At 67.7% G+C, this 17,656-nt stretch carries 12 protein-coding genes; 2 read left to right on the top strand and 10 right to left on the bottom strand.

From position 1 onward, the window contains the following. Positions 1 to 14: 14 nt before the first annotated feature. The 5 genes from AB4Z44_RS14735 to AB4Z44_RS14755 all read right to left on the bottom strand — a co-directional run bounded on the left by AB4Z44_RS14735 (position 15) and on the right by AB4Z44_RS14755 (position 8,480). Complete coding sequence (locus tag AB4Z44_RS14735; RefSeq protein ID WP_404710449.1) at positions 15 to 1,694, bottom strand: tannase/feruloyl esterase family alpha/beta hydrolase; 1,680 nt, start codon at positions 1,692 to 1,694, stop codon at positions 15 to 17. Next, a complete protein-coding gene (locus tag AB4Z44_RS14740) occupies positions 1,691 to 3,283 on the bottom strand; it encodes a carboxylesterase/lipase family protein (RefSeq protein ID WP_404710450.1) in 1,593 nt (530 codons plus the stop codon). Before AB4Z44_RS14740 ends, AB4Z44_RS14735 begins: the two co-directional genes overlap by 4 nt. Positions 3,284 to 3,355: 72 nt before the next feature. Beyond that, positions 3,356 to 6,262: a TonB-dependent receptor domain-containing protein gene (locus AB4Z44_RS14745; RefSeq protein ID WP_404710451.1), complete on the bottom strand. Its 2,907-nt coding sequence runs from the start codon at positions 6,260 to 6,262 to the stop codon at positions 3,356 to 3,358. A 62-nt stretch (positions 6,263 to 6,324) separates the two neighbouring features. Further along, complete coding sequence (locus AB4Z44_RS14750; RefSeq protein ID WP_404710452.1) at positions 6,325 to 7,995, bottom strand: CocE/NonD family hydrolase; 1,671 nt, start codon at positions 7,993 to 7,995, stop codon at positions 6,325 to 6,327. 2 nt (positions 7,996 to 7,997) lie between these two features. Beyond that, positions 7,998 to 8,480 (bottom strand): DUF3237 family protein, encoded by a 483-nt coding sequence (locus tag AB4Z44_RS14755; RefSeq protein WP_404710453.1) that lies wholly within the window; start codon positions 8,478 to 8,480, stop codon positions 7,998 to 8,000. A 103-nt stretch (positions 8,481 to 8,583) separates the two neighbouring features. Here AB4Z44_RS14755 and AB4Z44_RS14760 point away from each other — a divergent pair, with 103 nt between their 5' ends. Beyond that, a complete protein-coding gene (locus tag AB4Z44_RS14760; protein ID WP_404710454.1) occupies positions 8,584 to 9,096 on the top strand; it encodes a MarR family winged helix-turn-helix transcriptional regulator in 513 nt (170 codons plus the stop codon). A gap of 56 nt (positions 9,097 to 9,152) precedes the next feature. On the opposite strand, the gene AB4Z44_RS14765 is transcribed toward AB4Z44_RS14760, so the two are convergent. The 4 genes from AB4Z44_RS14765 to AB4Z44_RS14780 are packed head-to-tail and all read right to left on the bottom strand — an operon-like array spanning position 9,153 to position 15,161. After that, positions 9,153 to 12,362: an efflux RND transporter permease subunit gene (locus tag AB4Z44_RS14765; protein ID WP_404710455.1), complete on the bottom strand. Its 3,210-nt coding sequence runs from the start codon at positions 12,360 to 12,362 to the stop codon at positions 9,153 to 9,155. Positions 12,363 to 12,366: 4 nt separating this feature from the next. After that, a complete protein-coding gene (locus tag AB4Z44_RS14770) occupies positions 12,367 to 13,512 on the bottom strand; it encodes an efflux RND transporter periplasmic adaptor subunit (RefSeq protein ID WP_404714240.1) in 1,146 nt (381 codons plus the stop codon). Positions 13,513 to 13,517: 5 nt separating this feature from the next. Continuing rightward, on the bottom strand, positions 13,518 to 14,780 hold the full coding sequence (locus AB4Z44_RS14775; protein WP_404710456.1) for a TolC family protein: 1,263 nt from the start codon (positions 14,778 to 14,780) through the stop codon (positions 13,518 to 13,520). Positions 14,781 to 14,834: 54 nt separating this feature from the next. Next, positions 14,835 to 15,161, bottom strand: coding sequence for a hypothetical protein (locus AB4Z44_RS14780; RefSeq protein WP_404710457.1), 327 nt, complete (start codon positions 15,159 to 15,161; stop codon positions 14,835 to 14,837). A gap of 218 nt (positions 15,162 to 15,379) precedes the next feature. Between AB4Z44_RS14780 and AB4Z44_RS14785 the strand changes: the two genes are divergently transcribed. After that, positions 15,380 to 16,213 carry an SDR family NAD(P)-dependent oxidoreductase gene (locus tag AB4Z44_RS14785; RefSeq protein ID WP_404710458.1) on the top strand — a complete coding sequence of 278 codons (834 nt, stop codon included), beginning with the start codon at positions 15,380 to 15,382 and terminating at the stop codon, positions 16,211 to 16,213. Between the two features lie 18 nt (positions 16,214 to 16,231). Here the strand turns inward: AB4Z44_RS14785 and AB4Z44_RS14790 are convergent, their stop codons facing one another. Beyond that, positions 16,232 to 17,404 carry a serine hydrolase domain-containing protein gene (locus AB4Z44_RS14790; protein WP_404710459.1) on the bottom strand — a complete coding sequence of 391 codons (1,173 nt, stop codon included), beginning with the start codon at positions 17,402 to 17,404 and terminating at the stop codon, positions 16,232 to 16,234. Positions 17,405 to 17,656 lie beyond the last annotated feature (252 nt).

The raw sequence follows: 17,656 nt of genomic DNA on the forward strand, positions 1-17,656 counted from the left end.
CGCGTCGCCGCGCCTTACGGCGCGCGTTTGGCCCCTGCCTTCGAGCCCGGCCATGGATAGGCATCGTCGGGCTCCGTGCGGATCGTGCCGGGCGAAAACGAGCGCGGATCGTTGACGTCGCCGCCGCGATACCGCGTGGGGGTCGGATAAGCGTAGAGCGGCCGGCGCCGCACGGCGCCGTCGGCCAGGCGCGCGGCCGCCAGGACGCTTTCGGGCGCGACCCCGCGTTCGACCCAATCGACCATCGCGCCGAGGAAATCCATGTCATAGGGCACGTAGCCACCCCGGCAATGATAGCCGCCGGGCACGGGGAACATCCGGGCGAAACGCCGCGTCGCCTCCAGCCCGCCCATATGTTCGCGCACCGCCTGATAATAATCGAGCATCCCGCGTGCGCCCGCCGCATTGTCCGCCATTCCCTGCCACAGGATCAGCTTGCCCCCGCGATCCCGGAACGCGGCGAGATCGGGGTCGGCTGGATCGAACTGGGCACCTGCCACCATCAGGCGATCGAACATGGCGCGGGTGAAGCGCCAGTCGCGCCACCCGAAGCTTTCCGGCAATTCGCCGGGAAGCAGCACGAGCTTGATGAAGGATTCGGCGGCAAGCTTGCCGGTCTGCGTCGCGGCACCCGGCCCGACCCAGCCCAGCTCCGAGCCGTATGGCGCTCCGCCCGGAAAGAGCGGCGTGCCGTCCTCGCTGGTCGGCCCCCGAAAATAAGCGCGCGCCGCCTCCACCTGCCCCGGCGTGAGACAGTTCGACCGGGGCCGGGCATCGGCCGGGCAGAGCAACGCGGCGGGATCGTAGTGGCACCGGCGCGGATCGTCGATCTGGCCGTCGGGAATTCCATCGAGGCGATCGCAGGCCGCGAGCACCGCACGATGGAGCGTCGCGACGGCGGCGGGCGTGAAGATCTCGCGGCCCTCGGCATCGAGCCCCTTCTGCGCTTCCCACAGGAACAGCTGCATCGCGGCCGGCATCGATACCGACGAACCCGCCACCACGCCGTCGAAATCCGCTGGATGACGTTGCGTCTCCATCAGCGCCTCGCGACCCCCACCCGAGCAGCCGACGAAATAGCTGTTCTCGGGGGCCTGTCCGTAGAAGCGGGCGATGATGGCCTTGGAGACGAGCGCGGTCGCATGCGTCGCCTTGTGCGCGAACTGCATCCGGAGTTCGGGATCGACCGCCCAAGTCCCGTCGCCGATCCCCGCCGAGAAATGGCCGCCGTCATTGTAGGCAACGGCGAAGGCACCGCTGGCGAGATGCGCGTTGCTGCACAGCGGCACGATCGAATCCGAGATCACGCCGCACATCCCGCCGCAGCCACCCTGCAGGAAACGTCCGGTATAACCGGCGAGCGGCAGGCGAAGCTCGAACTGCGTCTGCGGCGCGGCATAGCCCTTGACCACGCAGGTGGCGACCGCGTCCGCGCGCGCCGGCGCCTCGGTTGCGGAGAGGATGCGGTAGCCGGTCCCGCCGGCATAAACGGTCGCCGGCGTCGCCAGCGCCGCGCAAGCCATTACGGGCGCGATCGTCGGCCGTGCCGGCAGGGCGATCAGTGGAGCATGCGAATCCGGCGGTGCATCCGCCGCCGATGATCGACCGGCCGCGCTCAACAAGCCGAGAAGCAGGACGAAGACCAGCGGGACGAGCCGGAGGGGCCTGCGCCACAGGCGTGCCGCGGCGATCATGCCGCCGCCTCGATCAGCGCCTGTTCGGCGCGAAGCGGGTCGGTGCGAACGATCGGCCGGTTGTCGAACACCATCGTCGCGCGTTCAGGCAGCGTGTAGCGTGGCCAATGCGGCACGCCCGGGCCGTTCGGATCGCCGGCGCGTGCGAAATTGGTCCAGGCCGCACTCATCGTGTCGGCAAGGTGCTGCGCCTCGGCCACGCCGTCGCCGATCGTGCCGGCGGCGTTGCCGACAGTATCGAACACCAACGGCAGTTCCAGCCCGTGCGGGCTGCGCAGCTTGCCGCCCTGCACCGGTGTGCGCCATTCGAGCAGATAGGCGAATACGGGCGCCCGGTTCAGCCCGGCATGCTTGTCGGCGGCGATACGCGCGTTGCGTCCCATGCCGATTTCGGTCGTGATCCTGAAATAGAGATCGCTTGCGCTGGCGGCGGGATGGAGTTTGCGAAAACCTGCGATCAGTGCGCCGGGATCGCGCGATTTGGGGGCGAGCGCCGCCGCCAGATCCGTCCAGCCCAGCGTGAACGCGTTGGGCGGCGGGAACAGGACGGTGGTCTCGGTCGCCGTATGTCCGACGATCAGCGGAATGTGGGGCGAGATCGGCGGGGCGCCGGGCCCGAACGGCGTGTGCGGGACCACCGTCCCGTCGGCGACGATGCCCGGCCCCTGCGTCGGATCGCCCCCGGTCACGCGCTGCAGGGCCGCCAGCATCCTGTCCGGCGGCACAGCCCGTAGCCCGTCGATGTCCCCGCGCGCGACATCAAGCGCCTTACAAAGCGCCAGCGTGATACGCAGCGCGTCGTCACGCGGCAGCGTATAGGTACCGAACCCGCTTTCAAGCGCGGCACGGTGGAACAGCCCGCGCGCAGACGGCATCGCGAGCAGTGCCGCGACCTTCGATCCGCCCCCCGATTGGCCGAAGACCATGACGTTGCCCGGATCGCCGCCGAAGGCAGCGATATTGTCGCGGACCCACTGCAGCGCCGCGACGATATCGAGCTGGCCGACATTGGACACCGCCCGATCGGCTTTGACGGTATCGCCGAAATGCAGATAGCCGAACGCGTTGAGGCGATGGTTGATCGCGACCAGCACGACATCGCGCCGGCTGCACAACCGCACGCCGTCATTGACCGGGCTGTCGCCCGCCCCCAGCGCGAAGCCGCCCCCATGGACCCACAGCATGACCGGCCGCTTGCGCCCGTCGTTCAGTCCGGGCGTCCAGACGTTGAGCACCAGGCAGTCTTCGCTGCGCGCCGGTGTCGGCGCGGCCGGCGCGCCGGGCGGCGCGAGCTGCGGGCATTCGGCTCCGAAGACGGTGGCCTCGCGCACGCCGGTCCACGGCTCGGGCGGTACGGGCGGCAGGAACCGGCGCATCCCGCCGGTCGGCGCGCCATAGGGAATACCCCGGAACACATGCACACCATTCTCGATCGTGCCGCGAAGCGCGCCGGAGCGGGTGTTCACCACCGGCGGCGTGGCGCGTGCGGCACCAGGCGTGAGCAGCAAGGTCCCGGCAGCCGCACCCTCGGCCAGAAAGGCGCGGCGGCTGCGACAGCCCTGGTGATCAGCATCCCGATTGGCGGGCATATCGCATCTCCTGGTTCGAGAAGATCGAAAGATCCGGCTCCGGCGCATCATATCGCCGGAGCCGGCCGGGGATCAGAAGTCGTACCGCAGACCCATCCGGTAGCGGCGACCGATCACGTCGTAATAGACCGAGTTGTTATTGCCGTTCCACAGCGGCGGCGGCATCACATCGAACAGGTTGTTGACGTTGCCATAGATCTTCAGCGTCCGCTTGCCCGTTTTCAGCAGATCGAAGCTGGCGCCGATATTGGTGTAGAAGCGCGCAGGCACACGGTTCGTGTTGATGCTGCTCGGCGAGAGCACCGAGTAGCCCGCATCCTCGGGACCGATCAGCGAGGCATCATATTTGCCCGCCGAGATGAAGTGGCCCTGCGCGGTGAGCGTCAGCCGGCGGATGTTGAGCGTCGCAAAGCCGTCGGCCACCCAGGACGGAACCCCGTTCAAGCCGTCGTCGCCGGCGCGGTTGACGTTCGGCAGCGAACTGTTGGTGAGCGAGATGTTGTGCGTTGCGAGCCCGCGCAGATCGAGCGAGGTGCCCGTTCCCAGCGGAAGGCGGTAGCTCGCTTCGAAATCGAGGCCCTTCAGGTCCTGCCGGTTGAGGTTGAGGTAGAGGACCGAAACGCTCTGCAGGATATTGCTCGAATTGCGGGTGACCAGCCCGCAAATGTCGGCCGCACCGGTAGTGTTGCACGTGTTCACGATCACCTGTGCGCCCAGCGTCGCGATCGCATCGCGGATGCGGATCTTGTAATAGTCGACCGCGATTTTCAGACCTCGCAAGCTCCCTTGGGGCTGCAGCGTCACGCCCGCGGTGAATGTACGCGCCTTCTCCGGCTTCAGGTTGATGTTACCGCCGGTATAGACGTTGGCGAACACCTGCGTGCCGGTCTTGGTGTCGGTGAGCGCGGCCACGCTGGTCACAGGCGTGGTGAACAATTCGGATGTGTTGGGTGCCCGGATATCCTGCAATTCGGTGACGCGCAGCAGCACGCCGTCGATCGGGCTATAGGTGCCGCCGATCTTCCAGGTGGTCGTGTCGAAGCTGTTCGAGACGGTCTGGTTGGCGGTCTTGTAGTGGGTGCGGCGGATCGCGCCGTTCAGATCGAGGCTGCGGCCGAGCGCGCTGTCACGCAGCAGCGGCACGCCGGCCTCGGCATAGCCTTCCACCACGCTGACGTGGCCGCTCGCGGGCGTCGCGTTGAAGATGTAGAAGCCGTTCACGGCCGAGATCGGATCGACCGAAATCTGCAGGCTGTCGCGCCGCGTTTCCGCGCCGGTCGCGACCGTAACCGGCCCTGCCCAGGTGTTGAACAGGTTACCGTGCACGTTGGCGGCTGCCGCCACCTGCGTGAAGTTGGTGTTCTGCTGGGTCGTGCCGAACGCATAATTCTTGGCGGCCTGCGAATATTGCCCCTGTCCAAGGATGTTGAGCGGGACGCAGGCGGTCGCCGGGTTGGTCAGCGCGATCCGGCAGATGGGGCGGCCGCTGACGGGATCGGCGACGGCATCGATCGCGTTGGCGAAATTGGCCGTGATGCGATCATTGACCGTCGACTGACGATAATCGGTCGTGCCGTATTGGGCATACCCATCCCACGACCACGATCCGCCGAGCTTGCCGCTGCCGCCGCCGACGATGCGATAATTGTTGCGCTTGGACACGCTGTCCATCTTGCCCAGATCGGTGCCGAGCTTGCCGATGACCAGGCCGGTGATGCCGTTGGCCGCCATCGTCGTCTTCAGTGAAGCGGGCAGGAACGGGTTGTCGATCTTGATCAGGTCGCCGTTTCCGGGGAACCCGCCGTCGCGGATTTCCGGGCCAGCCGTATAGCCGACGACATGGCCGTAGCTCACGTCGATGAACGGCGTGAACGCATCCGCTACCTCATATTCGAAATGGCCGTAGCCATTATAGCGTGTAACGGGGATCGACAGCGCCGGATCGCCGAAGAAGGCATTGAGCCCTGTACCCGTTCCGCCCTCCATGAACAGCGCGCCGCCATTCTGGCCGTAGGTGAAGGCGGTGGGGGCCCCGCTCGCGTCGAACTGGAGGCCGCCCAGCACGCCGCCCCGGGCGGCGGTGCGTACACCCGCCGCATTGACCGTGGCGGTAATCAAGCCGCCGGGCGTCAGCGTTGCGGTATGGACATTGTAGGCGATGTTGTTGGCGGGGCGACCGTTGACGCCGGCCGCTTGTGTCAGATTGCCGACTTCGTTCGAACAATAGGTCCGCGTGTAGCAGTTGCCGACGCCTTTATCCTTGTCATATTCGAGCCCGAACACGACATGGCCGCGGCCTCCGTCGAACGCCGTTCCCGCGGCGATCTGCGCGACATATTCCTTGCCGTCGCCGCGATCACTGATGCCGAACTCGAGGTTGCTCTTCACCCCTTCCAGGTGCTTCGAGAGGATGATGTTGATGACGCCCGATACGGCATCCGATCCGTAGGCGGCAGACGCACCGCCCGTGACCACGTCGGCGCGCTCGATCAGGAGCGTCGGGATCAGGTTGAGATCGACGGTCCCGGTCGACGTGCTCGGCGCGAAGCGGCGGCTGTCCACCAGCACCAGCGTACGCGTGGTACCCAGCCCGCGCAGATCGGCGATGCGGGCACCGGCGTTGCCCGGGCTGATATTCGAGCCGACCGTGGTGTTGGTGGGCGAGGAGGAGGCACGGAACGACGGCAACGATGCGAGCGCTTCGCCGATGTTGGTCGAGCCCATCTTCTGCAGGCGATCGGTGCCGAGCGTGGTGACCGGCGTCGGCGTATTGAAGCCCGCGCTGGCGATGCGCGAGCCGGTGACGACGATCTCCTGCGGCTGATCGTTGCTCGCAGCCGGTGCGGTCTGGCCTGCGGCAGCAGCGGGCGTGAGCCCGCTCGCGACGATCGCCAGCGCCACGGTCGCCATCAGCGAGCGCTTCAACGGCGGATGTGTCTCGCCCGGCATCGCGCGGATCCCCAACTGTCTTCCCTTCATCTTCTTCCCCTCCTCTTGATGCTCTGATGCGGATGGCCGTGGACCACGGGCAATGTGGCGCTTCATCCTCGTGCTGGAATGAGCGGGACCAGCAGGTGCGAATCGTGCTCGGGGCCGATGTGGACGATATGGCGGCCCGCGTTGCGCGTGCGCTGGTGCCGCGCGAACGGCAGGAACGGCAGGCCTTCGGCGTAGATATCGCTGCCCTTCACCACCACGCGCAGCGTCTCGCCGGCATGGAACAGCGTCGACGACGGCCACAACTCGATGTCCACCGGGACGATCTCGCCGGGCGCGAGCAGCTCTTCCCGCGCGTGCGTGTGAAACGGCTGAAGCGCGCTGCTCCTGGCCGGATCGATCGCGCGATGGCTGACGCGCAGCCAGCCGAGCGCGACCGGTCCGTCCTCGAAAAAGGCGTAGAAGGTTTGCCCCACCACAACACCGGCCGCGTCGAGCTTCTGGAGCGCGACGAACAAGTCGATGTCGTCCGATCCGTCGGCCTCCACCCACAGGCGCAGCTTGGCGTGCCCGGTCAGTTCGGCTTCGCGCGCGAAGCGATGATCGAATGCGATCTCCCCGGCATGGGCATCGTAAGCGACACTGGCCGCCCCCGCCGGGCGGTCTGCCGTCATCGTGCCGTCGCCGTCGAGCCAGAGCGGCGTGGGGGCGGTTCGCGCCAGCGGCCATTCCTGCTCATGGCGTATGGTCGCCGCGCCGTGCCGCTCGCGTACCTCGATGCACACCGGCGGCCATGCGGCGAGAAGCGTGTCGCGCTTCTTCAGGAAATGGTCGAAGAAGGTTTCACGCCTCGCCTGGTTTTCCGGCAGATAATAATGCGCCCACTTTTTCTGGCCGTGCACATCCAGCCATTTCTGCGGGCTCGACATCGTCTTGAAGCCCTCCAGCGTGCCGCGCGTGTGCAGCCCCTGATCGGACCAGCTCGCCACCACCCAGGCCGGCGTGCGGATCGCCGCGAGATCGATCTCCTTCGAATGCCAGAAGGCATCCATCAGCGGATGGGCCTGCGCATTGGCCCAGCTGTCCTCCGTCCGATGCAGCGAATAGGCTACGCTGTCCGACGCACGCGGGAGGAAGCCCGTCTCGAGGATGCCGCCATGATAGGCGAACTCGCGATACCAGTTGGTGAACCCCTCCCAGGGATTGATCGCGGCAAGCTCGGGCGGATTGAGCGCCGCCACCCAGAACTGGATCGCGGCGAGGTAGGAGACCCCGGTCATCCCCACCTTCCCGTTCGACCACGCCTGATCGGCCAGCCAGCGGATCGCATCCGCGCAATCCTGCGCCTCGATCGCGCCGTTGTGATGGAAATCGCCCTCGGACAGCCACGCGCCGCGCGGATCGACCACCGCGACGGCATAGCCGCGCACCCCCCAACGGACCGGATCGGCCCCCTCGAACGGGGTCAGCGGCGAAAGCCAATCGGGGTTCACCCCGGATCGCGGCCAGAAGACGTTGTTCGATTGCGCATGCTTGCCGTATGGGCTCCACGACAGGAGCGTCGGCAGATCCGACGTGCCGCGCGCGCCTTCGGGGCGATAGAGATCGGCATAGATGCGCACGCCGTCGCGCAACGGTATCGCGATGTTGCGCTCGATGACGAGGCCTGCCTCGTGGCGCAGGGCATAGTCGATCGGCGGCAGCGGCGGCTTGTTGGGCGCGCTGCGCGGATCGACGCCGGGACGCATGATCGGCGAGGCTGGGCCCGCGGCCACGATCACAGCACCACGAAATAATGGATGCGATTGGCGTTGGGAATTTTCTCCGCAACGCCGACGAACAGATGCTGGCTCATCCACTCGTGCGGACCGGCAGGCGCATCGAAACTCGGTGCGACCCGCATGTAATAATCGTCGGCACCGACCGGTTCGTTGCGCGCCATGCGCTCGGCGATCTCCGCGCTGCGCGCCCACCGATAGCCGCGATTCTGCATGTAGATCACCGCGCCATCGTCCGCCTCCAGCAGATAGCGCGCATCGAAATCGATCACGCCGTTGGGGCGCTGCAGCGGAAAGTCTCCGCCCGACATCGGAATGACCCTGCCGTTTAGCCGCGGCCCCTCGACCGTGCCGCTGGCAGCATAGACCGCTGCGCGCGTATCACCCCGGGCCGAGGGGCGGACCCAGCGCAGCCCCGCAAGCTCGATCGAAATCGTGAACGCATATTCCTGGCGTGGCGCAAAGGGGTGCGGTGCAGTCATGCCATCCTCTTCAGCGAGTTGTTGATTTCTCACTATCTTGAGTTGTTGATATGTCCACAACCTTGGCGTGGCAAGAGCGTTTGTGATGCGCTAGGAAGCCGTCATGGAAACCTGCGACGTCCCGGACGACAATCCCGCCCTGACCGCGTCGGAGCGGCGATGGACCCTCTTTGGCCGCAGCCACCTGCCCTACCGCATCCTTCTACTGGCCAAGATGATCGATCGCGTCACTTCGCAGGACGTGCGGGAAAAAGCCGCGATGTCGCTCGCGGAATGGCGGGTGATGTCGCACCTCGAGTTGATGGGCGGCTGTAGCGCGAGCGAGATTGCCGGCGCGGCATTCGTCGACCGATCCGAAGTCAGCCGCGCGGTCGCGGTCCTGGAAAAGCGCGGACTGATCAGGCGCGATCCCAATCCGCGCAACCGCAAGAGCAGCCTGATCTCGCTCACCGAGGCTGGCCGGCGACTCTATGTGGGCGTGCGCGGCGAGCGCAGCCAGGTTTTCAAGGATTGGATGGCCGACCTATCCGATCAGGAGAGGATCGATCTCGACGACAAGCTCCGCAAGATGATGCGACGGGTCGTGCTGAGCAACCCGGACGCCTTCCTGGGATAAACCAGCCGCCGGCCGGCTTTGCAGGGCGAAGTCGGTGTCATCGGACCCATGCAGGATCAGATGCCGCTTCCGCTCTTCTCGCTCGCAGACGCACAGGGCGCCGCTCGCCCGAACCTCGCGTAGAGCGTTGGAAGCACGAACAGTGTCAGCAGGGTCGCCGAGATCAGCCCGCCGATGACCACGGTCGCAAGGGGTTTCTGGACCTCCGCACCGGCGCCGTGCCCGAGCGCCATCGGCAGAAAACCGAAACTGGCGACCAGGGCGGTCATCGCCACCGGCCTGAGACGGGCGACCGCGCCCGCGCGCGCCGCATGGGCCCGATCCAATCCGCGACCCAGCAGGTCACGGATCGACGACACCATCACCAGCCCATTCAGCACCGCCACGCCCGAGAGGGCGATGAAGCCGACCGCCGCCGAGACGGAGAACGGCATCCCGCGCAGCCAGAGCGCGAGGACGCCGCCGACGAGCGCAAGCGGCACGCCGGTGAAGACGATCAGCGCATCCCTGACCGAGCCGAGCGCGCCGTAGAGCAGCAGCATGATCACCGCGAAACAGACGGGCACGACGATCGCCAGCCGCTGTCGCGCGGTTGCGAGATTCTCGAATTGGCCGCCCCACTGCAGATACGTGCCGGGGGATAGCTGCACCTGCGCGTCGATGGCCGCCTGGGCGTCGGCGACGACGCCCGCCACGTCACGCCCGCGCACGTTGGCCTGCACGACGACGCGGCGCTTGCCATTCTCGCGGCTGATCTGGTTCGGCCCGTTGCCGATCGCGATGTCGGCGACGCTTGCCAGGGGCACGAACGAGCCGCCCGCGGTCGGCACCGGCAGTTGACCCAGCGTCTGCATGTCGGAGCGGGACGATTGCGCGAGCCGGATCACAATGGGAAAGCGCCGGTCGCCCTCGAAGATCACGCCGGCCTGCTTGCCGCCGACGGTTGCTGATACGAGATCCTGTACGTCGCCGGCGGTCACGCCGACCCGCGCCATGGCGTCACGGTTGGGCCTGATGTCGAGCAGCGGCAGGCCTTCGGTCTGCTCCACGCGCACATCGGCCGCGCCACGCACCTTGCGGAGCACCTCGGCGATGTGGGCTGCGGTCGCGTTCATGCTGCCGAAGTCGTCGCCGAACACCTTGACCGCGATGTCGCCCCGCACGCCGGCGATCAGCTCGTTGAACCGCATCTGGATCGGCTGCGTGATCTCGTAGCTGTTGCCCGGGATCGTCGAGATCCTCTTCTGGATTCGCTCGACCAGTTCGGCCTTGGGCAGACCGGGATCGGGCCATTCCTTGCGCGGCTTCAGCATGACGAAAGTGTCGGTGGCGTTGGGCGGCATCGGGTCCGAGGCGATCTCGGACGTCCCGGTGCGCGAGAAGGCGTAGCGCACCTCCGGCTCGCGACCGATCGCTGTCTCGACCGCGAACTGCATGCGCTGGCTCTGATCCACCGACGTGCCGGGCGCACGCCACGCCTGGACGAGGATGTCACCCTCGTCGAGCTGCGGAAGGAATTCCTGTCCGAGCGTGGTGAAGGCCAGCGCCGCCAACGCGATGCCGGCGATGGCGCCGCCGATCATGACGCCCGGCCGGCGCATCGCAGCTTCCAGCCGGGGCTCGTATCGGTCTTTGAGCCAGCGCACGATCGGGCTTTCCTTCTCCTCGACGCGGCCAACGAGGAAGGCTCCCACCGCAGCGGGGACGAAGGTCACCGAGAGAACGAAGGCGAAGAGCAGCGCGATGATGACGGTGAGCGCCATCGGTTCGAACATCTTGCCCTCGACGCCCGAGAAGGTGAGCAGCGGCGTGTAGACGAGGATGATGATGGCCTGACCGTAGAGCGAAGGCCGGATCATCTCGCGAGCGGACGCAGCCACGACAGCGAGCCGATCCTTCAGCGACAGCGGCCCATCGGCCTCATGCTGACGCTCGCCCAGCCGCCGCAAGGCGTTCTCGACGATGATGACGGCGCCATCGACGATCAACCCGAAGTCGAGCGCGCCGAGGCTCATCAGGTTGGCCGAGACGCCGGCGCGCAGCATGCCCGTCGCGGTGAGCAGCATGGTGATGGGGATGACCAGCGCTGCGATCAGCGCCGCGCGGAAGTTGCCGAGCAAGGCGAAGAGCACGACGATGACGAGCACCGCGCCTTCGGCCAGATTGCGCGCGACGGTCGCGATCGTCGAGTTTACCAGTTCGGTGCGGTCGAGGACCGGCTTGGCCACCACGTCCGCCGGCAGCGACTTGCCGATGACCTTCAGGCGATCCGCGACCGCGGTGGCGACGGTGCGGCTGTTTTCGCCGATACGCATGACGGCGGTCCCGACCACGACCTCATGGCCGTTCTCGGACGCCGAGCCCGTGCGAATGCCTTGGCCCGCACGCACGGTCGCAACCTGGCTGAGCTGGACGGGCACGCCTTCGCGTGTGGCGACGATGGTGCGGGCGAGTTCGTCGGCCGTGCGAACACGTGCGTCGGATCGGACGAACAGGCCGGCTCCGTTGAGATCGACCGTGCCGGCCCCGACGCTGGTGTTGCTGCGCTCGAGCGCCGTGGCAAGGTCCTGGATCGTGATCCGCATCGACGCGAGCCGCTGCATATCGGGTACGACCAGATATTCGCGGTCGTAGCCCCCGAGCGAGTTGACGCCAGCGACGCCCTCGGTGCCGCGCAACTGCGGCGAAACGATCCATTCCTGGACCGTGTGCAGGTAGGTCGCCTTATCCGCTTCGCTGACGAGGTGCTCGCCCTCCGGCGTTATGTAGCTGCCGTCGCGCTGGAGGCCGGGCTCGCCGTCCCGGTGCCTGACCTGGTCCAGCTCGCGGAACTCCACCGTCCACATGAAGATGTCGCCGAGCCCCGTGGCAATGGGGCCCATCTCGGGCATGATCCCCGCCGGCAGCCGCTCCTCCGCCATGCGCATCCGCTCGGCGACCTGCTGGCGCGCGAAATAAATGTCGGTGCTGTTGGAGAAAACTGCCGTGATCTGGGCGAAACCGTTCCGGTTTAGCGACCGGGTGAACTGCAGGCCGGGTATGCCGGCGAGCGAGGTCTCGATCGTGAAGGAGACCTGCCGCTCGATCTGGTCGGGCGACAAGGACGGGGCGAGGACGTTTACCTGCACCTGATTGTTGGTGATGTCGGGCACGGCATCGATCGGGAGGCGCTGCAGGGCGAAGATGCCCAGCAAGGCGGCGGTGGTCGTGAGCAGCAGGACGAGCCAGCGGCGCTCCACCGAGAGGGTGACGAGGCGAGCGATCATGATCTCAGTCCATGTCCATTTCGCCGCCCTTGCCGAGTTCGGCCTTGAGCGTGAACGAGTTGGTGGTGGCGACGCGCTCGGCGCCGTCGAGGCCTGAGAGGATGGTCACCTGGTCGCCGTTGCGCCGTCCGGTCGCGACCGGCACGGCGCGGAAACCGGCGGGCGTCCGCACGAAGACCACGGTCCTGTCGTCGACCCACTGCACGGCGGTGGACGGCACAGCTATGCTGCGGTCGCCCGTGGAGGGCAGTATGATCGCGGTCGTGACGGGTTCTCCGACGCGCCAGGTTCCGCCGCTATTGTCCAGCGTGGCAATGAGCTGGACCAGCCGGGTGTCGTCGTCGAGCACGGGCGAGACGAAGGTGACGCGCCCGTCCTGCTTGCGGCCCGCAGCCGACACCTCGACCCGCATCCCGGGCCGGACGCGACCCGCGTCGGCTGGAGGAAGCGAGACCTGGACCGTGACCTGCTTAAGGTTCGCGACGCGGTAGAGTTCGGCATTGGCGTCGACCGTCTGGCCGAGCACCGCAGGACGGGCGATGACTGTGCCGGAGATCGGCGAGCGCATCGCGATGCGGTTGAGCGCCCCACCACCGCCGCCCGTGGCGCCAAGCTGCTGCTGAGCGAGGCGCAGCGCGATGCTCGCCTCGGTCGCGGCGGTGCGTGCCGCCACCAGATCCTGTTCGGGCGAGACGCGCTCGGCGAACAGGCGCTGCTCCCGCCGGAGGTTCGACTGCGCGAGCGCGGCTCTTGCGCGCGCGGCTTCGACCTCGGCCTTCAGCGACGCCGCCTCGCGGCTTTCGATGATCGCCAGCGCATCGCCCTGGCGGACGGTCTGCCCCAGATTGCGGCTGAGCGAGACCAGGCGCCCGCCGATGGTTGCGGAGACCACCTGCACGCCTTGGGGGTCGCCCTGCACGAGGCCAGGGAGCTCGATGGCGCCGGCTGCGCCGCCGACGGTCGGCCGCGCCGTCTCGATGCCGGCGTCCGCGATCTGCTGGGCGGAAAGGATGACCACATCCTTATCGGCCGTCTTCCGGCCGTCCTTGGACGCCGCCATGCCGGCCAGGTCATCCGCCTTCTTCTCGGACTTTCCGCACGCCGCGAGCGCTAACGGGAGGAACGCGAACAGGAAAATCCGTCTGGTCATCGTCTTCATCGTACGTCCCTCGCGTCGGTGGCCGCCTCGGCGGTGAGCCGTTCGAGGCGGGCCTGTGCGTCATGGTAGGTGGCGAGCGCGTCGATCGCGGCCGCGTGGGTTTCGGCGAGCGTGCGTTCGGCCTCGAGAAGGTCGAGCTGGCCGAACTTGCCCTCGCGGTATCCGATGCGCGCGATGCGCGCGGCCTCGCGCGCGGCGGCGAGGGTCGGCCCCGTGGCGTTGCGGGCGGTCGTGGCCGCATTCTCCGCCTCGGCAGTCGCCGATGCGATCGCCTGCTCGACGTCGAGGAGAGCCATACGGCGCTGCGCGTCGGCCTGCTGACGCTGGGCTGAGGCGAGATCCACGGCTGCCCGCCCGTCGTTGAACAGAGGAAGCGGCACGGAGAGGCTGAACACCCCTGCCATGTCGTTGCTGGCCTCGAGCCTCCGTGCCGCTACGCCGACGGTCACGGTCGGCACCCGTTGGCTGCGCGCGAGCCGGACCTGCGCCGTAGCCGTGGTCAGGTCGGCCTGTGCGGCAGCTCCGGCAAGCGTGTCCTGCGCGGCCAGGCGCCGGCGCGGACCCATATTCTCGATCCGAGTAAACCAGGCGGCATCGAGCCTTGTTGCCCCGCGACCGATGAGCCGAACGAGGTTGGCCATTGCGACGGACGCGGAGCGTTCGGCACGCTCGGCGGCACCCTGCGCGTTGAGCCTGGCGATGTCGGCGCGCTGCTCCTCCAATGGAGAGGCACGGCCGGCGGACACCCGCACTCTGGCGCCGCGCAGCACCTCGTCTGCGATAGCGACCTGCTCCCGGGCGTTCACGAGCCGGCGCTCGGCGGCTGCGGCGTCGTTATAGGCCTGCGTCACACGCAGGCGGAGGTCCGCCTGCGTCATGGCTGCATACAGCGTGGCGCGGTCGAGCTGCGCATTGGCCACCGCGACGCGGGCACCGCGCTTGTTGCCGAGCTCGAGGGGAATCGAGAGGCCGACCGTCGTTTCCGTCGAACGCAGGCCATTGTAGACGCCCGTGCCCGCGATGTTCTCGCTCATGGCGTCGAGCGACGGATTCGGACGGAGCCCGGCGATGGTGCGCTGAGCCTGGGCGGCGGTGACGCCGGACCGGGCTGCCTCTACTGCAGGCGAGGTGGCACCGGCTGCCGCCAAAGCCGCGTCGAGAGTCAGAACGGGGTCCGCCGGAGACGGCGGGTTGATCTGCGCCTGCAGCGACGAGGCGCAGGCGCTTGCGGCCAGGACAGCCGCCAATATGCGATGCATGAAATAGCTCCTGACGTGTGCGGTGCGGGCGCGGAGGCGCGCCCGGCGGCGACGTCAGGCCTGGGGTGGACGGAGGGCCGGGTCGACCCGGCGCGCGGTCAGCGTGAACCGCTTAGCCGGAGCGTAGTCGCGGAAGCCGTCGGAGATCGGCACGATGGTTCGGAACGGCACAGGGGCCGCGACGTGCTGGCCGTGGCAGCCGGTGTGGCAGTGGGGGTAATTCTTGTCGGCGTCCGCCGGAACCTCGTCACAGTCGCCCGCGATGTGGACGGCCACTTCGCCGACGGTCTCGCTGCACCCCATCCCCGCGGCCTGGGCAGCGCCGCCCGACGCCGTCAGGACGAGCATCAGGCAAGCAAGAATGGCGAGCAGGGAGCGCATCTATCGGCCCCATATCACGCCCCGGCGAGATCGTAACCCTGGATCGAACGCGGACGAGTTTCGTCGTCTACTGGCGCTTCCGGTTTACTCGCAACGCGTTGGTGGTGCGCGGCACCTATCTGCGGATAGGTCTTCCCGCCATGGGCGTCTTCTAGCGCCCGAGGCTGGAAGTTCCGGGCAGGCGGTGGGTCGCGGCCGGACCATAGGGGAGATGCAGGATGATCGGGATCGAGAAGCTCTTCGCCGTTGCTGGCCAGGCGGTGGTAGTGACCGGCGGCGCAAGCGGGATCGGGCTGGGCTATGCCGAGGCGCTGGCGGCGAACGGCGCGCGCGTGACCCTGCTTGACATGGATGCCGGCCGGATCGCGGCCGAAGTCGCGCGCCTGGTTGCGGCGGGCTACGATGTCCGTGGTGCCTCGGTCGACGTGACCGATCGCGCGGCACTGGACCGGGCGATCGACGACGCCGCCGGCGCCTATGGCCGGCTAGACACCATCTTCGCCAATGCCGGGATCAATTCGGGGGTAGGCTATCTCGGCGGCTGGGTAGGCGCGGAACGGCCGCGGATTACCGAAGGCGCGCTCGAGAATTACGACGACGCGCGCTGGGACCGGATCATCGATATCAGCCTGAACGCGGTGTTCGCGACGTTGCGCGCGGCGGCCCGGCACATGCGGCCGCAGCGGTCCGGGCGGATGATCGTCACCACCTCCGCCGCCGCGATCCGCTGCGAGCCGGCGATCGGGATGGCCTATATGGCGGCCAAGGCCGGAGCGGCGCATCTCGTCCGCAACGTAGCGCTCGAGCTTGCCGCCGACGGGATCACGGTCAACGCGATCGCGCCCGGCATGTTCGCCACCAATATCGGCGGCGGCGCGCTCAGGCAGGCCGAGGTTCAGGCGGCCGTGGCGCGGGGCATCCCCGCCCACCGTGTCGGCACCCCCGCCGACATGTACGGGCTGGCGCTCTTCCTCGCCTCACCCGCCTCCTCCTATGTGACGGGGCAGCAGATCGTGATCGACGGCGGGTTCAGTCTCGGCCAGGCCGACTGAGGCCCGCGCGCCGGGCGCCTAAAGGACCGCTGAAATCGCGATGTCGGACAGGCGCTGGAACCGGTCGTAATTGTCCCATTCCGGCACCAGCCTCGTGGTCAGGCAGGCGAACGTCATATCGAGCTCGGGCGAGACCCAGAACAACGTGCTGCCGGCGCCGAAATTGCCGAACGTCCGCGCGGTCGCCAGCGTGCCGAACTGGGTGTGGCAGATCGCATCGCCGCGCAGCGCGAAGCCCAGGCCGATATAGGCCGGCCATGGCTGCCAACCGCGCGCCAGCGCCATGCCGCGATAGAGCGTGTTGGGCATGTCGCCGGTGCGGTTGAGCGTTGCCACGTCGAGCGTCCGCGGCGACAGGATGCGCTGTCCGTCGAGTTCGCCGCCGCGGCGCAGCATTTCCGCGAACCGCCAGATATCCCGGACGGTGGAGACGCCGCCGACCCACGGCATCTCGGCGTCCGGATCCTCGAACGCGCCGTGCGGTCCGGCGACCGTGCTCGACGGGTGGGTCGCGGCGAACGCCGTCGGGATCTCCGGCACCGCATGCCGGTCCTTCAGGTCCGCGCGCACGCCGATCGCCGTGTCCAGCATTCCGAGCGGCGCCAGCAGGTCCTCAGCGACGATATCGCGGTAGCGTCGGCCCGCCGGGTCGGTACGCTGCAGGATCTCGCCCATCAGCGCGTGCGCGACCATCGGCGCATAGGCGACCGAACTGCCCGGCGCCTCGCTGCCGTGGACGCCGTCGAAGATCGCCTGAATCACGACGTCGAGCCGGTCGATCGGCAGGCCGGCGCGGGGCGTGAACACCGGTGGCAGGCCGGACGTGTGGGTCAACAGATGGTCGATGCGGATGGTGTTACGCGGACTGCCGGCGAATTCCGGCAACAGGTCGACGACGCGGGTGGTGAGTGCGAATCGGCCGAGCTCGATCGCCCGCAGGATGAGGACGTTGGTGAACGCCTTGGTGAGCGAGAACAGGCTGATCACCGTATCCAGTGCCAGCGGGCGCGGATCGTCGCTGCGCCAGGTGCCGAGCGCCTCCGACAGCGCGAGCTCGCCGTGGCGGCCGACCATGATCGCCGCGCCGCTGTAGCGGCCCGACGCGATATCCGCCTCGATCACTGACTTCAGGTACTGCAGCCGGTCTTCAGCCAGTCCCTTGCCGCGAAGCCCATGCGCCCCTTCCGTCATGCCCATCTCCCTGATCAACGTTCGTTGGCGCAAAGCTCCGCGCCCTTGCGCGCTCTCATCACCGCGGCCGCCCGTCTTGGAACCTATCGACGGGATAGGGGCCGTTGGTGGCGCCCGCGAAGTCCATAAAACAAAAGGATAGAATGAACATGGATCGAGCGACGCGCGCCGCCTACCTCGAAGATAGGTTTCGCCCGGCGCCAGGAAATCTAAACTCGCGGGCCTACGCGCCGGCGAGAATTGTTGGCGGGA

The sequence above is a fragment of the Sphingomonas sp. MMS24-J13 genome (assembly GCF_044905095.1).
Taxonomy (GTDB): Bacteria; Pseudomonadota; Alphaproteobacteria; order Sphingomonadales; family Sphingomonadaceae; genus Sphingomonas_I.

What these genes read in the sequence shown, in the direction of transcription:
- AB4Z44_RS14735 (WP_404710449.1), bottom strand. Translation starts at nt 1,694, where the DNA reads ATGATCGCCGCGGCACGCCTGTGGCGCAGGCCCCTCCGGCTCGTCCCG.
- AB4Z44_RS14740 (WP_404710450.1), bottom strand. Translation starts at nt 3,283, where the DNA reads ATGCCCGCCAATCGGGATGCTGATCACCAGGGCTGTCGCAGCCGCCGC.
- AB4Z44_RS14745 (WP_404710451.1), bottom strand. Translation starts at nt 6,262, where the DNA reads ATGAAGGGAAGACAGTTGGGGATCCGCGCGATGCCGGGCGAGACACAT.
- AB4Z44_RS14755 (WP_404710453.1), bottom strand. Translation starts at nt 8,480, where the DNA reads ATGACTGCACCGCACCCCTTTGCGCCACGCCAGGAATATGCGTTCACG.
- AB4Z44_RS14760 (WP_404710454.1), top strand. Translation starts at nt 8,584, where the DNA reads ATGGAAACCTGCGACGTCCCGGACGACAATCCCGCCCTGACCGCGTCG.
- AB4Z44_RS14765 (WP_404710455.1), bottom strand. Translation starts at nt 12,362, where the DNA reads ATGATCGCTCGCCTCGTCACCCTCTCGGTGGAGCGCCGCTGGCTCGTC.
- AB4Z44_RS14770 (WP_404714240.1), bottom strand. Translation starts at nt 13,512, where the DNA reads ATGACCAGACGGATTTTCCTGTTCGCGTTCCTCCCGTTAGCGCTCGCG.
- AB4Z44_RS14775 (WP_404710456.1), bottom strand. Translation starts at nt 14,780, where the DNA reads ATGCATCGCATATTGGCGGCTGTCCTGGCCGCAAGCGCCTGCGCCTCG.
- AB4Z44_RS14780 (WP_404710457.1), bottom strand. Translation starts at nt 15,161, where the DNA reads ATGCGCTCCCTGCTCGCCATTCTTGCTTGCCTGATGCTCGTCCTGACG.
- AB4Z44_RS14785 (WP_404710458.1), top strand. Translation starts at nt 15,380, where the DNA reads ATGATCGGGATCGAGAAGCTCTTCGCCGTTGCTGGCCAGGCGGTGGTA.
- AB4Z44_RS14790 (WP_404710459.1), bottom strand. Translation starts at nt 17,404, where the DNA reads ATGACGGAAGGGGCGCATGGGCTTCGCGGCAAGGGACTGGCTGAAGAC.